The organism is Streptomyces sp. NPDC053673, from assembly GCF_055585225.1.
In genome coordinates, this window is sequence record NZ_JBVJKN010000005.1 from 261,467 (window position 1) to 277,107 (window position 15,641).

Annotated in this window: 16 protein-coding genes; 7 read left to right on the forward strand and 9 right to left on the reverse strand. The window is 67.8% G+C overall.

What is annotated here, in order from left to right; genetic code table 11:
• Window positions 1-43 precede the first annotated feature (43 nt).
• Window positions 44-1,009 (forward strand): thioredoxin-disulfide reductase, encoded by a 966-nt coding sequence (trxB, locus tag ACZ6ZQ_RS10615; RefSeq protein ID WP_469768156.1) that lies wholly within the window; start codon window positions 44-46, stop codon window positions 1,007-1,009.
• A 46-nt stretch (window positions 1,010-1,055) separates the two neighbouring features.
• Window positions 1,056-1,397: a thioredoxin gene (gene trxA / locus ACZ6ZQ_RS10620; protein ID WP_453659758.1), complete on the forward strand. Its 342-nt coding sequence runs from the start codon at window positions 1,056-1,058 to the stop codon at window positions 1,395-1,397.
• A 75-nt stretch (window positions 1,398-1,472) separates the two neighbouring features.
• Here the strand turns inward: trxA and ACZ6ZQ_RS10625 are convergent, their stop codons facing one another.
• The 9 genes from ACZ6ZQ_RS10625 to rpmH form a co-directional block, all read right to left on the reverse strand.
• Window positions 1,473-2,090: a GNAT family N-acetyltransferase gene (locus ACZ6ZQ_RS10625; RefSeq protein WP_469768157.1), complete on the reverse strand. Its 618-nt coding sequence runs from the start codon at window positions 2,088-2,090 to the stop codon at window positions 1,473-1,475.
• A gap of 302 nt (window positions 2,091-2,392) precedes the next feature.
• Window positions 2,393-3,493, reverse strand: a complete 1,101-nt coding sequence (locus ACZ6ZQ_RS10630; RefSeq protein ID WP_469768158.1) for a ParB/RepB/Spo0J family partition protein — start codon at window positions 3,491-3,493, stop codon at window positions 2,393-2,395.
• A complete protein-coding gene (locus tag ACZ6ZQ_RS10635; RefSeq protein WP_469768273.1) occupies window positions 3,490-4,566 on the reverse strand; it encodes a ParA family protein in 1,077 nt (358 codons plus the stop codon). Before ACZ6ZQ_RS10635 ends, ACZ6ZQ_RS10630 begins: the two co-directional genes overlap by 4 nt.
• 272 nt (window positions 4,567-4,838) lie before the next feature.
• Complete coding sequence (rsmG, locus tag ACZ6ZQ_RS10640) at window positions 4,839-5,555, reverse strand: 16S rRNA (guanine(527)-N(7))-methyltransferase RsmG (RefSeq protein WP_469768159.1); 717 nt, start codon at window positions 5,553-5,555, stop codon at window positions 4,839-4,841.
• Window positions 5,556-5,662: 107 nt separating this feature from the next.
• Window positions 5,663-6,175 carry a Jag family protein gene (locus ACZ6ZQ_RS10645; protein ID WP_469768160.1) on the reverse strand — a complete coding sequence of 171 codons (513 nt, stop codon included), beginning with the start codon at window positions 6,173-6,175 and terminating at the stop codon, window positions 5,663-5,665.
• 14 nt (window positions 6,176-6,189) lie between these two features.
• The gene (gene yidC / locus ACZ6ZQ_RS10650; RefSeq protein WP_469768161.1) at window positions 6,190-7,434 is read right to left on the reverse strand and encodes a membrane protein insertase YidC; all 1,245 of its coding nucleotides are present in this window, start codon (window positions 7,432-7,434) and stop codon (window positions 6,190-6,192) included.
• 3 nt (window positions 7,435-7,437) lie between these two features.
• The gene (yidD, locus tag ACZ6ZQ_RS10655) at window positions 7,438-7,764 is read right to left on the reverse strand and encodes a membrane protein insertion efficiency factor YidD (RefSeq protein ID WP_469768162.1); all 327 of its coding nucleotides are present in this window, start codon (window positions 7,762-7,764) and stop codon (window positions 7,438-7,440) included.
• Complete coding sequence (rnpA, locus tag ACZ6ZQ_RS10660; protein ID WP_453659766.1) at window positions 7,761-8,132, reverse strand: ribonuclease P protein component; 372 nt, start codon at window positions 8,130-8,132, stop codon at window positions 7,761-7,763. The genes yidD and rnpA overlap by 4 nt, the downstream gene beginning before the upstream one ends.
• A gap of 18 nt (window positions 8,133-8,150) precedes the next feature.
• A complete protein-coding gene (gene rpmH / locus ACZ6ZQ_RS10665) occupies window positions 8,151-8,288 on the reverse strand; it encodes a 50S ribosomal protein L34 (protein ID WP_018846094.1) in 138 nt (45 codons plus the stop codon).
• A 369-nt stretch (window positions 8,289-8,657) separates the two neighbouring features.
• On the opposite strand from rpmH, the gene dnaA reads away from it, so the two are divergent.
• The 5 genes from dnaA to ACZ6ZQ_RS10690 all read left to right on the forward strand — a co-directional run bounded on the left by dnaA (window position 8,658) and on the right by ACZ6ZQ_RS10690 (window position 15,288).
• Window positions 8,658-10,424: a chromosomal replication initiator protein DnaA gene (dnaA, locus tag ACZ6ZQ_RS10670; protein ID WP_469768163.1), complete on the forward strand. Its 1,767-nt coding sequence runs from the start codon at window positions 8,658-8,660 to the stop codon at window positions 10,422-10,424.
• Between the two features lie 897 nt (window positions 10,425-11,321).
• A complete protein-coding gene (gene dnaN / locus ACZ6ZQ_RS10675) occupies window positions 11,322-12,452 on the forward strand; it encodes a DNA polymerase III subunit beta (RefSeq protein ID WP_469768274.1) in 1,131 nt (376 codons plus the stop codon).
• A 229-nt stretch (window positions 12,453-12,681) separates the two neighbouring features.
• Window positions 12,682-13,560 carry a phosphogluconate dehydrogenase (NAD(+)-dependent, decarboxylating) gene (gene gnd / locus ACZ6ZQ_RS10680; RefSeq protein WP_453659768.1) on the forward strand — a complete coding sequence of 293 codons (879 nt, stop codon included), beginning with the start codon at window positions 12,682-12,684 and terminating at the stop codon, window positions 13,558-13,560.
• 61 nt (window positions 13,561-13,621) lie between these two features.
• On the forward strand, window positions 13,622-14,743 hold the full coding sequence (gene recF / locus ACZ6ZQ_RS10685; RefSeq protein ID WP_469768164.1) for a DNA replication/repair protein RecF: 1,122 nt from the start codon (window positions 13,622-13,624) through the stop codon (window positions 14,741-14,743).
• Window positions 14,740-15,288: a DciA family protein gene (locus tag ACZ6ZQ_RS10690; protein ID WP_469768165.1), complete on the forward strand. Its 549-nt coding sequence runs from the start codon at window positions 14,740-14,742 to the stop codon at window positions 15,286-15,288. Before recF ends, ACZ6ZQ_RS10690 begins: the two co-directional genes overlap by 4 nt.
• Window positions 15,289-15,641 lie beyond the last annotated feature (353 nt).

Sequence of the window (15,641 nt, forward strand, 5' to 3'; positions counted from 1 at the left end):
CCCAGTAGGCAGCAGGCAGTCTGCAGAGACGAGGAAGAAACCCGTGAGCGACGTCCGTAACGTGATCATCATCGGCTCCGGGCCGGCCGGCTACACCGCTGCGCTGTACACCGCGCGTGCGTCGCTGAAGCCGCTGGTGTTCGAAGGCGCCGTCACCGCCGGTGGTGCGCTGATGAACACCACTGAGGTGGAGAACTTCCCCGGCTTCCGTGACGGCATCATGGGGCCGGACCTGATGGACAACATGCGGGCGCAGGCCGAGCGCTTCGGTGCCGAGCTCGTCCCGGACGATGTCATCGCCGTGGATCTCTCCGGTGAGGTCAAGACCGTCACGGACACCGCGGGCACGGTGCACCGCGCCAAGGCCGTCATCGTCACGACGGGCTCTCAGCACCGCAAGCTCGGCCTGCCGAACGAGGACACCCTCTCCGGACGCGGTGTCTCCTGGTGCGCCACCTGTGACGGCTTCTTCTTCAAGGACCAGGACATCGCCGTCGTCGGCGGCGGTGACACTGCCATGGAGGAGGCCACATTCCTCTCGCGCTTCGCCAAGTCCGTCACCATCGTTCACCGCCGCGACAGCCTCCGCGCCTCCAAGGCCATGCAGGAGCGCGCCTTCGCCGACCCGAAGATCAAGTTCGCCTGGGACAGCGAGGTGGCCGAGATTCACGGTGACCAGAAGCTCTCCGGTCTGACGCTGCGCAACACCAAGACTGGTGAGACCTCCCACCTGCCTGTGACCGGCCTGTTCATCGCCGTCGGCCACGACCCTCGCACCGAGCTCTTCAAGGGCCAGCTGGAGCTGGACGACGAGGGTTACCTGAAGGTCGAGGCACCGTCCACCCGGACGAACCTCACCGGTGTCTTCGGCGCCGGTGACGTGGTCGACCACACCTACCGACAGGCCATCACCGCCGCGGGCACCGGCTGCTCCGCTGCCCTGGACGCCGAGCGCTTCCTCGCCGCCCTCGCGGACGAGGAGAAGGCCGCCGCCGCGACCGCCGTCTGACTCTGTAAAGCCCCACACCCCACAACAGCAAGTTAAGGAGACCCCCGTGGCCCTCAAGACAGTGACCGACGACACCTTCGAAGAGGTAGTCCTCAAGAGCGACAAGCCTGTGCTTGTGGACTTCTGGGCCGAGTGGTGCGGTCCGTGCCGCCAGATCGCCCCGTCGCTGGAGGCCATCGCTGCGGAGCACGGTGACAAGCTTCAGATCGTCAAGCTCAACATCGACGAGAACCCGGCCACGGCCGCCAAGTACGGCGTGATGTCCATCCCGACGCTGAACGTCTACCAGCACGGCGAGGTCGCCCAGACCATCGTGGGCGCCAAGCCGAAGGCCATGCTCGTCCGCGAGCTCGACGCCTTCATCGGCGATGAGGCCACCAAGGTCTGACGCGCTTCGTTTCACGTGAAACACGGATGGGCCAACCCTCTGGGGGTTGGCCCATCCCGCGTCTCTGGACACCCGTCACAACGGCCGAAGCGCGGGTTCCTTCTGTACCGCTCCCAAAAGTCGGTCCAATGCCAGCTCCACGTCTTCCTTCCAGGAGAGCGTGGTGCGCAGCTCCAGCCTCAACCTGGGGTAGGTGGGATGCGGGCGGACGGTCTTGAAGCCGACGGCCAGGAGATGGTCGGCAGGCAGGACACATGCCGGCTCCGTCCAGCGCGCGTCCCCGAAGGCCTCGATCGCCTTGAAGCCACGCCGCAGCAAGTCCTTGGCGACGGTCTGCACCATCACTCGACCGAGCCCCTGTTCCTGGTAGCCCGGCATGATCCAGGCAGTCATCAGCTGCACAGCATCCGGCGAGACAGGACTGGTCGGGAAGGCGGTGGAGCGCGGCACGTATGCGGGCGGGGCATAGAGAACGAACCCGACCGGGACCTCGTCGACATAGACGACGCGGCCGCAGGATCCCCACTCCAGTAGCACGGCGGAGATCCAGGCTTCCTTCTCCAGCTCAGGTCTGCCCGCTTTTACTGCGGCTTCTCCACTGACTGGATCAAGCTCCCAGAAGACACACGCTCGGCAGCGCTTGGGGAGGTCTGGAAGGTTGTCCAGCGTGAGTGGTACGAGCCGACGGCCCATGAAGGCTGCTCCTCACTTCCTTCGACTGCCGCGCCAAGAGCAGCGGACAACGCGCTCCGTTCCCGGAGCAGGCTGCCGATGAACCCGCCGACTGCGCCAAGGCTCAGGCCGGCCGTCACTAGCTGGCTGCGGCTCACCGATCGCATGGCTCGCCTTCCTCTGAGTTGGGTCAAGGTGGATGCGCCATACCAGAACGCATCGTATCCACCCAGCGAGGACACGCCTACCGTGAGACGGCAAAGGGCGGACCGTGTTCCGCCGACTGCCGGACACGACCCGCCCTTGATCACTACGCGGAGGCCTCAGGCCTCGTCGTCCTCCGAGCCTTCCTCGGAGAGTCCCTTCTCCATGACTCGCCCCTCTCCCGGGGCAAGAGTGCCGAGGATCCGGTCCAGATCTTCTATCGAGGCGAACTCGACGACGATCTTCCCCTTCTTCTGACCGAGGTCGACCTTCACCCTCGTCTCGAAACGGTCGGAAAGGCGAGACGCGAGATCGGTGAGCGCCGGCGACAGCCGGGCCCCGGCCCGAGGCCCCTTCGACTTCGGGGCGCTCGTGGGCCGTGAGCCCATCAGGGTGACGATCTCCTCGACAGCCCGCACCGAGAGGCCTTCAGCCACGATCCTGTGTGCCAGCCGGTCCTGCTCCTCGGAGTCCTCCACCGAGAGCAGGGCCCGGGCATGACCGGCGGACAGCACACCGGCAGCCACGCGGCGCTGGACGGGGGGCGAAAGTCGGAGCAGTCGCAGCGTGTTCGAGACCTGCGGACGCGAGCGCCCGATCCGGTCGGCCAGCTGGTCGTGCGTGCAGTTGAAGTCCTTGAGCAACTGGTCGTAAGCGGCTGCCTCTTCCAGCGGGTTCAGCTGGGCCCGGTGGAGGTTCTCCAGGAGGGCGTCCAGCAGGAGCTTCTCGTCCTCCGTGGCCCGCACGATCGCGGGGATGCGCTCCAGGCCCGCCTCGCGGCAGGCGCGCCAGCGACGCTCGCCCATGATGAGCTCGTACCGCTCGGGGGCCAGTTGCCGGACAACAACGGGCTGGAGCAGCCCGACCTCTTTGATGGAGGTGACCAGCTCGGCGAGCGCGTCCTCGTCGAACACCTCACGCGGCTGGCGGGGGTTCGGTGTGATGGAGTCCAGCGGCACCTCGGCGAAGTGCGCACCGGCAGTCGACACCGCGTCGGAGGAAGGCTCTGGCTCCGACTCAGGCGCACGCTGCTCGGGCGTCACAGACCCCGGAGGAAGCGTGGCCACCTTCGCTGCGGCCACACCCCGCTCAGCCGTCAGTACCGGGGCCGCACCCGAAGACGTCGGGCCTGCCCCATCGGAGGGCACAGGCTTCTCCTGCGGAGCGGCCGGGATCAGCGCACCGAGCCCACGCCCCAAACCTCTACGTCGCTCGCTCACTGGATCCCCTCCGACATGCTCTGCTGATTGTTCTGGCTGACCACATGCGCGGACTGGGCCTCATAGTGGACCCCGACCCCGCGCAGTGCGATCTCACGGGCTGCCTCAAGATACGACAGCGAGCCGCTGGAGCCCGGGTCGTACGTGAGCACCGTCTGCCCATAGCTGGGCGCCTCCGAGATTCGCACGGATCGAGGAATGCTCGTCCGCAGCACCTCGTCACCGAAGTGGCTGCGGACCTCGTCCGCCACCTGCGAGGCGAGCCTGGTCCGACCGTCGTACATGGTGAGCAGGATCGTCGACACATGCAGCGCGGGGTTGAGGTGCCCGCGTACCAGGTCGACGTTCCGCAGGAGCTGGCCCAGGCCCTCCAGGGCGTAATACTCGCACTGGATGGGGATCAGCACCTCAGCGCCCGCGACGAGGGCGTTGACGGTCAGCAGGCCGAGCGACGGCGGGCAGTCGATGAGGATGTAGTCCAACGGCTGCTCGTAGGCCTGGATCGCTCGCTGAAGCCGGCTCTCCCGTGCCACCAGGGAAACCAGCTCGATCTCCGCACCAGCGAGATCGATGGTGGCCGGTGCACAGAAGAGGCCTTCGACGTCCGGGACCGGCTGGACCACCTCGGAGAGCGGCTTACTCTCCACGAGGACGTCATAGATCGAGGGGACTTCGGCATGATGATCGATCCCCAGCGCCGTGGAGGCATTGCCCTGGGGGTCGAGGTCGATTACCAGAACACGGGCGCCGTGCAACGCAAGCGAAGCGGCAAGGTTGACCGTTGTGGTCGTCTTACCTACCCCACCCTTCTGGTTGGCGACCACCATGACGCGTGTCTGCTCAGGCCGTGGGAGACCCTCGCCGGCACGGCCCAGAGCCTCCACCGCCAGTTGGGCAGCACGACCAATGGGGGTGTCGTCCATCGGGGGCGGTGTTTCACGTGAAACATCCTCCCCCGCCAGTTCGGTACGGGGACCAGGGACCGGGTCGGTCATCGGTCCCGCGATGTTGGCGTCGGACCGCAAGGATTCACTCTCCTCGGCTTCAGGCTCGCGATGAACAGAGCCTGCCATGCTTTCGGGGTCGTGAACCAGCGAGGCCGGTGGTTCTGTGGAGAAATCCACCTCTGTGGACAAGTCCGTAGCCCTCGCGAGGGGCTTACGGTCGCGCGGCGCGGCAGCCGCGCGACCGCGGCTGATGATTCCCTGCAGCAGTGAGCGACGTTTCACGTGAAACACGATGCACGCGCCGCACGGTCACATCGTTACGACACTCCGAAATGCGTACGTATGGGGACGGGGGCGGCAAGCAGCCGACGAAGCGCTCCTAGCTCGCCCGACTGGACTTATCGACGGCGACGGGTGCGCTCGGTACGAGCAGCCTTGGCCCGCTTGGCCGCGAATCTCACACCGCCCGGGCTCTCTCCGACCTCGACCCGTACCACCGTGGAGAGCGGATCTACGATGCCTTCCCCGACATGCAGCACGGAGGTCTCCACGACCCCGAGCTTGCTCAGGGCCGCTCGGGCACCGTTGATCTCTTCCTCTGCGGTGTCGCCCTTGAGCGCGAGCATCTCCCCGTACGGGCGGAGCAGCGGAACGCCCCAGCCGGCCAGCCGGTCCAGTGGAGCCACCGCGCGAGCGGTCACCACATGCACGGGCGGCAGCTTTCCGAGCATCTCTTCGGCCCGGCCCCGTACCACCGTGACATGGTCCAGCCCCAGGAGCTCGACGACCTCCTGGAGGAAGTTCGTGCGCCGCAGCAGCGGCTCAAGGAGTGTGATCTTGAGATCCGGGCGGACGAGAGCCAACGGAATACCGGGAAGCCCCGCGCCGGAGCCGACGTCGCAGACCGTGACGCCCTCCGGCACGACCTCCGAGAGCACCGCACAGTTCAGCAGATGCCGCTCCCACAGCCGCGGCACCTCACGCGGACCGATCAGGCCGCGCTTGACTCCCGCATCCGCGAGCAGCTCCGCGTACCTGACGGCCTCAGGGAAGAACTCACCGAATACCGTCCGCGCCTCCTGTGGCGCCTGGGGAAGCTCTGCTGCCTCCGTCACCGGAACCGTCCTTCCATACCGCATTACCGCGCTGTGGTGGCTGACTAACAGGCTGACAAAATTCGGCCCCGTCTGCGAACACAGACGGGGCCGACAGAACGATGAGGTCAGGCCGGGAGCACGACGACGAAGCGCTGCGGCTCCTCGCCCTCGGACTCACTGCGCAGACCCGCGGCCGCGACCGCGTCGTGCACAACCTTGCGCTCGAACGGCGTCATCGGCTTCAGCTTCACCGGCTCGCCCGTGTTCTTGACCTCGTCCGCGGCCTTGGCCCCGAGCTCGGCGAGCTCGGCACGCTTCTTGGCGCGGAAGCCCGCGATGTCGAGCATCAGCCGGCTGCGGTCCCCGGTCTCCCGGTGCACCGCAAGCCGCGTCAGCTCCTGGAGCGCCTCCAGCACCTCGCCGTCGCGGCCCACGAGCTTCTGCAGATCCCGGCTGCTCGCGTCACTGATGATCGAGACCGCGGCCCGGTCCGCCTCGACGTCCATGTCGATGTCGCCGTCAAGATCGGCGATGTCGAGCAGGCCCTCGAGGTAGTCAGCGGCGATCTCCCCCTCCTGCTCCAGGCGGGTCAGGGTGTCGCCACCCTCGGCGGCGGCGGAGGTGGTGCCTTCCGTCACGGATGGACTCCTTCTTACTTCTTGGACGACGGGTGCTTGGGCCTCTGCTGGCCCTTGCGCTGTCCGGTCTTGGCTTGACGAGCAGTACCGGGGCCGGTCTTGCCGGCCGGCTTCGGCGTGGCGTCCTGCGGCTGGTCCTGCTTCTCCAGCGACGGCTTCACCGAGCCGGCTTGCTGGGGCTGGGCACCACCGGACTGGCGCTGGGCCTTGCTCTGACGCTTGGGCTGTCGCCGCGCGGCTGCGGCGGCTTCGGCCTCCGTGGCGACAGCATCGCTCTTGGTCACGGTGCCGTCCGCCTGGGCGGCGAAGCCCGCTTTGGCCAGGCCTGCGATGAACTTGCGCTCGTTGTCGTTGCGGTCGGAGCCCTTGGCGACGATGGCCTGGACCACGTTGCGCTTACGGCGGCCGCGCACCTCACCGTGAGCACTGACGCTCTTCAGCAGACGCTGCAGGTAGTTGTCCTGCGCCTTGGACCCCGGGGTGGGGTTCTGGTTGATCACGTACATCTGCTGGCCCATGGTCCACACGTTGGTGGTCAGCCAGTAGACAAGGACACCGACGGGGAAGTTGATGCCCATCACGGCGAAGATGATCGGGAAGATGTACATCAGCATCTTCTGCTGCTGCATGTACGGCGTCTTGACGCTCAGGTCGACGTTCTTCTGCATCAGCTGGCGCTGCGTGTAGAACTGCGACGCCGACATCAGGACGATCATGACCGCGGTGACGATGCGCACATCGGTGATCGAAGCGTGGAGCGCCGCGACCTTCTCCGCGGAATCCGTGAACTTCGCGGCGATCGGAGCGCCGAAGATCTCAGCCTGCCGCGCGCTGTCCACCAGACTCTGGTTGAGGACGCCGATGGTCTTGCCCGAGGCGATATTGCTGAGCACGTGGTACAGAGCGAAGAAGAACGGCGACTGCGCCAGGATGGGCAGGCACGAGGACAGCGGGTTGGTACCCGTGTCCTTGTACAGCTTCATCATCTCTTCGGACTGACGCTGTCGGTCGTTCTTGTAGCGCTCCTGGATCGCCTTCATCTTCGGCTGGAGCGCCTGCATGTTCCGCATCGACTTGATCTGCTTCACAAAGAGCGGGATCAGACAGATTCGGATCAGCACCACCAGGGACACGATGGACAGTCCCCAGGCCCAGCCCGTGTCGGGACCGAAGACCGCCCCGTAAAGAGAGTGGAACTGGACGATGATCCAGGAGACGGGTGTGGTGATAAAGCTGAAGAGACTGGCAATCGTGTCCACTAATCAGGCTCCTTGAGCATTGGGCGAGGTCTCTGCGGCCGGGCTGGTCTCAGGTTGTTGCCCGCCCCTGCCGCCGCGCAGGTAGTCGCGCAGCAGCTCGTGCCAACGAGGTCGTTTGCGCGGTGGGACATGGTCCACGCCACCGGGCGACCACGGATTGCACCGCAGAATGCGCCAGGCGGTCAGCGCCGTGCCTTTCACCGCGCCATGCCGGTCGATGGCTGTATATCCGTAGTGAGAACACGACGGGTAGTACCTGCAGACGGGCCCCAGCAGCGGGCTGATCGTCCACTGGTACAGCTTGATCAGAGCCAGCAGCGGGTACTTCATCGCGCGCCCCCTCCCAGCAGCCGCTGAAAGGCGGCGTCCAGGTCTCGGGCCAGCTGTGCATGGTCGGCGTCGCCCGCTCCGGGCAGCGCCCGTACGACCACCAGGCTACCGGGGGGCAGCTTCGGCAGGCGGTCGCGTATCAGGTGCCGCAGTCTGCGCTTCACCTGGTTCCGTACGACCGCGCCACCTACTGCCTTGCTCACGACGAAACCCGCACGCGTCGGGGGAGCGCTCTCCCCAGGCGCGTGCGGGTCCGTTGCACCGCTGCGTAGATGGACGACGAGAAGCGGGCGTCCGGCCCGGCGTCCTCGGCGTACCGCGATCGCGAAGTCCTCGCGCCGCCTCAGCCGATTCTCGGTAGGCAGCACGTCATGACCTGTTAGCGATCAGGCGGACAGGTTGGCGCGACCCTTGCTGCGGCGGTTCGCCAGGATGGCGCGGCCGGCACGGGTACGCATGCGCAGGCGGAAACCGTGGGTCTTCGCACGACGACGGTTGTTCGGCTGGAAGGTGCGCTTGCTCACTCGGGGGCTCCAGAAATGATTCGTGTAGTGGCGGGGCATCGCCTGGCTGTCACCGTGCGCCCACGAGTAGCTCGCAATACGCCCGAGTGCACCGCTTCACAATCACTGATCGTGATCTTTGCCCATCGGAGGCAGGCGGCAGCAGCCATCGACAACTCGACCTGGTTACGGTACGCGCGGCTACGCCATCCGGTCAAACCAGGGTCACCGCCGCGCCGACTGTGCACAGGCTGTGGACAACAACTTGAACCGCACGGGTCGGCCTGACTACCGTGACTGGACTCGAATTCCTTTCCTACCCGCCTGCCGGGCCTGACCGACCCGTCCCGAGAACCACACATTCGTGGGACCTGTGAGAGAGCGTGCCTTGTGGCTGACGTACCTGCCGATCTTGCCGCAGTGTGGCCACGAGTGCTGGAGCAACTCCTCGGAGAGGGCCAGCAGGGCATCGAGCCCAAGGACAAGCAGTGGATCGAGCGCTGCCAGCCGCTCGCGCTGGTGGCCGACACTGCTCTCCTCGCCGTCCCCAATGAATGGGGCAAGCGCGTCCTGGAAGGTCGGCTGGCCCCGCTGATCAGCGACACCCTCAGCCGCGAATGCGGCCGCCCGATCCGGATTGCGATCACCGTCGACGACTCCGCGGCCGAGCCGGCTGCCCCGCCGCCGCCCGCCCGGCAACAGCACCGTTATCAGGGTCCGCAGCACGACGAGTCCCACCAGAGCGACACCTACGAGGGATACGGCCACCGGCCGCCGAGTGACGACGGTCTGCCGAACGTCCGCCCCGCCTATCCCGAATACCAGCAGCGCCCCGAGCCAGGGGCCTGGCCGCGCACCCAGGAGGAGCTGTCCTGGCAGCAGCCGCGGCTCGGCGGTTTCCAGGAGCGCGACCCTTACGCCACGGCCCGCCCCCAGCAGCCTCAGCACGACTACCGCTCACCGATGCCCGACCGAGGGCAGTACGAGCAACAGCGTCCCGAGCGGCACGAGTTGCCGGAGCCGCAGACGCCGCGGCACGGTGGCCCGCCCGTCGGGGGAGTACCCGGCGGTGGACCCGGCCCGTTGGGCGCACAGCCCGCGCCGGCTCCGGGCCCCGGCGAGCCGCACGCCAGGCTGAACCCCAAGTACCTCTTCGACACCTTCGTCATCGGCGCGTCCAACCGGTTCGCGCACGCGGCCGCCGTCGCGGTGGCCGAGGCGCCGGCGAAGGCGTACAACCCCCTGTTCATCTATGGGGAGTCGGGACTCGGCAAGACCCATCTGCTGCACGCCATCGGGCACTACGCGCGGAGCCTTTACCCGGGGACCCGGGTGCGGTACGTGAGCTCCGAGGAGTTCACCAACGAGTTCATCAACTCGATCCGCGACGGCAAGGGCGACGCGTTCCGCAAGCGCTACCGGGATGTGGACATCCTGCTGGTCGACGACATCCAGTTCCTCGCGAGCAAGGAGTCGACGCAGGAGGAGTTCTTCCACACCTTCAATACGCTCCACAACGCGAACAAGCAGATCGTCCTGTCCTCGGACCGGCCGCCCAAGCAGCTGATGACCCTCGAGGACCGGCTGCGGAACCGTTTCGAGTGGGGTCTGACCACCGATGTCCAGCCGCCCGAACTGGAGACGCGGATCGCGATCCTCCGTAAGAAGGCGGTGCAGGAACAGCTCAACGCCCCGCCGGAGGTACTGGAGTTCATCGCCTCGCGGATCTCGCGCAACATCCGCGAACTCGAGGGCGCGCTGATCCGGGTCACGGCCTTCGCGAGCCTCAATCGGCAGCCGGTCGACCTCGGGCTCACCGAGATCGTGCTCAAGGATCTGATCCCGGGTGGCGAGGACACCGCACCGGAGATCACGGCGAGCGCGATCATGGCGGCGACCGCCGACTACTTCGGACTGACGGTGGAGGATCTCTGCGGCTCGTCGCGGAGCCGGGTGCTGGTCACCGCGCGCCAGATCGCGATGTACCTCTGCCGTGAGCTCACCGATCTGTCGCTGCCGAAGATCGGTGCGCAGTTCGGTGGCCGTGACCATACGACGGTGATGCACGCGGACCGGAAGATCCGCGCGCTGATGGCCGAGCGGCGATCGATCTACAACCAGGTCACCGAGCTGACGAACCGCATCAAGAACGGCTGAGCGGGCTTCCACAGAGCCCTGAACAGGCTGTGGGCAGGGCTCCGAAGGGCGCCCCGGGACGGATTCCTGGGGCGCCCTTCGCGGTTCCGGGCCATCGCCACGCAACCGCGCCGCCACCGGCGCGACATTGCTCTGTTCGAATACGGACCGCCGGCCGGCCGTTCTCCACAGATCTGGGAACGATCTTCCGTCCACAGCCTGGGGACTGCCGAGTTGTCCAGATTGCATCCACAGGGCCGGCTGCTGAAGCATGATCACGGCAGGTCAGCCGGTTGTGGAATTGTGGCCAACCGTGCTCCACACCCTGTGGACGGGCCGCTCGTCCACAGGGTGCGATCAAGGTTGTCCCCACCCAGCCCACAGGCCCGGCCGTGTTGCCCACAGCTTCTCCACACCCCTGTCCACTGTTCGGCAACGAAACGCCCAAGCTCACTGGACCGAGTGAAAGGCGTCACACCAAGGTGCTGGATTGGGCTGTGGGGAACCTGGGTAAAGCTGGGGACAGCACTGGGGAGAAGTCCCTGTGGCCTGTGCATCGGGTGTGCAGAACTTTCGGGTGTCCACAGACAGCCCAGGTTGTCCACTGCTCCCGCCCACAGGGCCCGTGGACAAAAAATTGGGTCTGACCTGCGTGGATGGCGTTATCCACGGTTTCCACAGGCCCTACTACTACTCCCACCTAGAGTTACCGGGGAATTCGCTTCGAAGAGGGCCCTGTGCACAACTCGGTGCCGGACCTCTGGCCGCCGCTTGTCTCGACTTGACCCCGAGCCGCACCGAGTGTCGGTGCGGTGCGTCAGACTGGTCTCCGGCATCGGCCCCTGGCTCCGGCTGGGAGCCCCCATGCCGACGACGAAGGCCAGCAGGGCGAGCGAGCAACAGCAGGAGGCGGTTCCGGTGAAGATCCGGGTGGAGCGCGATGTACTCGCGGAGGCGGTGGCGTGGGTGGCACGGAGCCTCCCGGCCCGTCCGCCGGCGCCCGTTCTCGCGGGCCTTCTTCTGAAGGCCGAGGACGGCGCTCTCAGCTTCTCCAGCTTCGACTACGAGGTCTCGGCGAAGGTCTCGGTCGAGGCGGAGGTCGAGGAGGACGGGACGGTCCTCGTCTCCGGCCGTCTCCTCGCCGACATCTGCCGCGCTCTCCCCAACCGCCCGGTGGAGATTTCCACAGACGGTGTACGGGCGACCGTGCTCTGCGGTTCCTCCCGCTTCACCCTCCACACCCTTCCTGTGGAGGAGTACCCGGCCCTGCCGCAGATGCCGACCGCGACCGGCACGGTCCCCGGCGAGGTGTTCGCCTCCGCCGCCGCCCAGGTCGCCATCGCCGCCGGCCGCGACGACACCCTCCCGGTCCTCACCGGCGTCCGGATCGAGATCGAGGGCGACACCGTCACCCTGGCCTCCACCGACCGCTACCGCTTCGCGGTCCGCGAGTTCCTCTGGAAGCCGGAGTCCCCGGACGCCTCCGCGGTCGCCCTGGTGCCCGCCAAGACGCTCCTGGACACCGCCAAGGCACTGACCAGCGGTGACACGGTCACGCTCGCGCTCTCCGGCTCCGGTGCCGGTGAGGGGCTGATCGGTTTCGAGGGCGCCGGCCGCCGCACCACCACCCGGCTGCTCGAGGGTGACCTGCCGAAGTACCGGACGCTCTTCCCCACCGAGTTCAACTCGGTCGCGGTGATCGAGACCGCGCCGTTCGTCGAGGCCGTGAAGCGTGTCGCCCTCGTCGCCGAGCGGAACACGCCGGTGCGGCTCAGCTTCGAGCAGGGCGTGCTGATCCTGGAGGCCGGCTCCAGCGACGACGCACAGGCTGTGGAGCGGGTGGACGCACAGCTGGAGGGCGACGACATCTCGATCGCCTTCAACCCGACGTTCCTGCTGGACGGTCTGAGCGCCATCGACTCCGCGGTGGCCCAGCTCTCGTTCACCACCTCCACCAAGCCCGCGCTGCTCAGCGGCAAGCCGGCCGTGGACGCGGAGGCGGACGAGGCGTACAAGTACCTGATCATGCCGGTGCGACTGAGCGGCTGAGCGATGGAGGGCGGGTCAGCCCTTGCGCCCCTCGGTCGGGGGCGTGGCGGCGGTCCCCACAAGATCGCAGTATGCCGGTGCGACTGAGCGGCTGAGCCCCGCTCGGCCGCGCGGCCCGCTCACCTGCACGGTCCGTACGTTTGAGCGGCCGACCCCACAGGTGTGTGCCCGTGCCCCGGCGTAGGCTCGGACGCGGGTACGAAACGCCACACCGTAAGGAATCTGTCTGATGGAGCTCGGTCTCGTCGGCCTCGGCAAGATGGGCGGCAACATGCGCGAGCGCATCCGCCGCGCAGGCCACACCGTCATCGGTTACGACCGCAATCCGGACCTCGCCGATGTCCCCAGCCTTCAGGAGCTTGTGGACAAGCTCAAGGGTCCGCGCGTGGTGTGGGTGATGGTCCCGGCGGGTGCCGCGACCCAGTCCACCATCGACGAGCTGGCCGAGCTGCTGTCCCCCGGCGACATCGTCGTGGACGGCGGAAACTCGCGGTGGACGGACGACGAGAAGCACGCCGTCGAGCTGGGCATCAAGGGCATCGGTTTCGTCGACTGCGGTGTGTCGGGCGGTGTCTGGGGCCTGGAGAACGGCTACGCGCTGATGTACGGCGGCCATGAGGAGCACGTCGCCAAGGTGCAGCCGATCTTCGACGCGCTGAAGCCCGAGGGTGAGTTCGGCTCGGTGCACGCGGGCAAGGTCGGTGCCGGCCATTTCGCGAAGATGGTCCACAACGGCATCGAGTACGCCATGATGCAGGCCTACGCCGAGGGCTGGGAGCTGCTGGAGAAGGTCAGCTCGGTCACCGACGTCCGTGAGGTCTTCCGCTCCTGGCAGGAGGGCACCGTCATCCGTTCCTGGCTGCTCGACCTGGCGGTCAACGCGCTGGACGAGGACGAGCACCTGGAGAAGCTGCGCGGTTATGCACAGGACTCCGGCGAGGGCCGGTGGACCGTGGAAGCCGCCATCGACAACGCGGTACCGCTGCCCGCGATCACCGCTTCGCTGTTCGCGCGGTTCGCGTCCCGTCAGGACGATTCCCCGCAGATGAAGATGATCGCGGCCCTGCGCAACCAGTTCGGCGGTCACGCGGTCGAGAGCAAGAAGTAATCCACAGGCTGTTGGTAAGGCCTGTTGGCAAGCGGTAAGCCGGGGGAGGTCGGCGTCCACCATGCATGTCACGCATCTGTCGCTGGCCGACTTCCGCTCGTACGCCCGGGTCGAGGTCCCGCTCGACCCGGGCGTCACCGCTTTCGTGGGGGCGAACGGGCAGGGCAAGACCAATCTGGTGGAGGCCGTCGGCTATCTCGCGACGCTCGGCAGCCACCGGGTCGCCTCGGACGCGCCGTTGGTGCGGATGGGGGCGGACCGGGCGGTCATCAGGGCCGCCGTCACGCAGGGCGAGCGGTCCCAGCTGATAGAGCTCGAACTCAATCCCGGCAGGGCGAACCGAGCCAGGATCAATCGATCGTCGCAGGTCAGGCCGCGGGACGTGCTCGGGATCGTACGGACCGTGCTGTTCGCGCCGGAGGATCTGACGCTGGTGAAGGGCGATCCGGGGGAGCGGCGGCGCTTCCTGGACGAGCTGATCACGGCGCGCTCGCCGCGGATGGCAGGAGTGCGATCCGACTACGAACGGGTGCTCAAGCAGCGCAACACGCTGCTGAAGTCGGCGGCCATGGCGCGGCGGCACGGCGGCCGCTCGATGGACCTTTCCACGCTCGACGTGTGGGATCAGCATCTGGCGCAGGCCGGGGCGGAGCTGCTGGCTCGGCGGCTGGATCTGATCGCGACGCTGCAGCCGCTCACCGACAAGGCGTACGAGCAGCTCGCTCCGGGCGGCGGCCCGGTCACGCTGGAGTACCGCGGATCGGCAGGCGGCTCCGCCCAGACGCGCGACGAGCTGTACGAGCAGCTCGTCGCCGCGCTCGCCGATGTGCGCAAGCAGGAGATCGAGCGGGGGGTCACGCTCGTCGGGCCGCACCGCGACGAGCTGCTGCTCAAGCTGGGCGAGCTGCCGGCGAAGGGATACGCGAGCCACGGCGAGTCCTGGTCGTACGCGCTGGCACTGCGGCTGGCCTCGTACGACCTGCTGCGGGCCGAGGGGAACGAGCCGGTGCTCGTCCTCGACGACGTCTTCGCGGAGCTGGACGCGCGGCGGCGCGAGCGGCTTGCGGAGCTGGTTGCTCCGGGCGAGCAGGTGCTGGTCACGGCGGCTGTGGACGATGACGTTCCCGGAGTGCTGGCAGGGGCGCGGTACACGGTCGCGGACGGCGCGGTGGAGCGCGTATGAGCGAGAACGAGACATCTGGGAGCCCGGCGAAGGTGCCCGAGCCCTCCGGGGTGGACCTGGCGCGGGTCGCGCTGCGCGCGGCCAAGGAACAGGCCCGGGCGCGGGGTGCTGCCGCGCAGGAGAAGCGGCAGGCCAGGCGGGGTGGAGGACTGCGTTCCGGAGCGCGGGCGGACGGCCGGGATCCGCTGCCGCTCGGCTCGGCGATCAGTCGGCTGATCACCGAGCGGGGCTGGGAGACTCCCGCGGCGGTGGGTGGGGTGATGGGCCGCTGGCCGCAGATCGTGGGCGAGGACCTGGCGAAGCACTGTGTTCCGCTGCGGTACGACGACGATCCGGACGAGCGCGTGCTCACGGTGCAGTGCGACTCGACCGCGTGGGCCACGCAGCTGCGGCTGCTGGCGCCGCGGTTGGTGGCCCGGCTGAACGAGGACCTCGGGCAGGGCACGGTCCGCCTGATCAAGGTCCTGGGTCCGGGCGGCCCCGCGCACCGGTACGGCCCGCTTCGCGCGCCGGGCAGCACGGGTCCGGGCGACACGTACGGCTGACGACGTTCGGCTGAAGACGTCCGAGGCGGTGCGCCTCCGGGGCTCCTGGACGGCTCACGGCCCGGGCGAGCCGCGCCGCCCTCCCCCGGCGGAAAGCGGGGAAGACCAGCGGCGGCTGCGCCCCTGCCCCTGGTCGCGCACGCTTCGCGGCGCGTCGGGCCCGGCGTACGCCACCGGTTCCGCACCGCGCAACCCGGGCCGCGGAGGCGGTCCTGGCCGCGGCAGGCGGGGGCCGGCGCGGGGGCTGAAGCGTCCGTGACTCATGAGGCGTCCCTCACCGTAGCCGGAGGTTGACAGGCCGAAGCGCTCAACGCCCGTGTGAGCCTCTTGGAGCCCCTTCCCGGATATGGGGG

What these genes read in the sequence shown, in the direction of transcription:
- recF (WP_469768164.1), top strand. Translation starts at nt 13,622, where the DNA reads ATGCATGTCACGCATCTGTCGCTGGCCGACTTCCGCTCGTACGCCCGG.
- gnd (WP_453659768.1), top strand. Translation starts at nt 12,682, where the DNA reads ATGGAGCTCGGTCTCGTCGGCCTCGGCAAGATGGGCGGCAACATGCGC.
- ACZ6ZQ_RS10625 (WP_469768157.1), bottom strand. Translation starts at nt 2,090, where the DNA reads ATGGGCCGTCGGCTCGTACCACTCACGCTGGACAACCTTCCAGACCTC.
- yidD (WP_469768162.1), bottom strand. Translation starts at nt 7,764, where the DNA reads ATGAAGTACCCGCTGCTGGCTCTGATCAAGCTGTACCAGTGGACGATC.
- ACZ6ZQ_RS10690 (WP_469768165.1), top strand. Translation starts at nt 14,740, where the DNA reads ATGAGCGAGAACGAGACATCTGGGAGCCCGGCGAAGGTGCCCGAGCCC.
- ACZ6ZQ_RS10635 (WP_469768273.1), bottom strand. Translation starts at nt 4,566, where the DNA reads ATGGCAGGCTCTGTTCATCGCGAGCCTGAAGCCGAGGAGAGTGAATCC.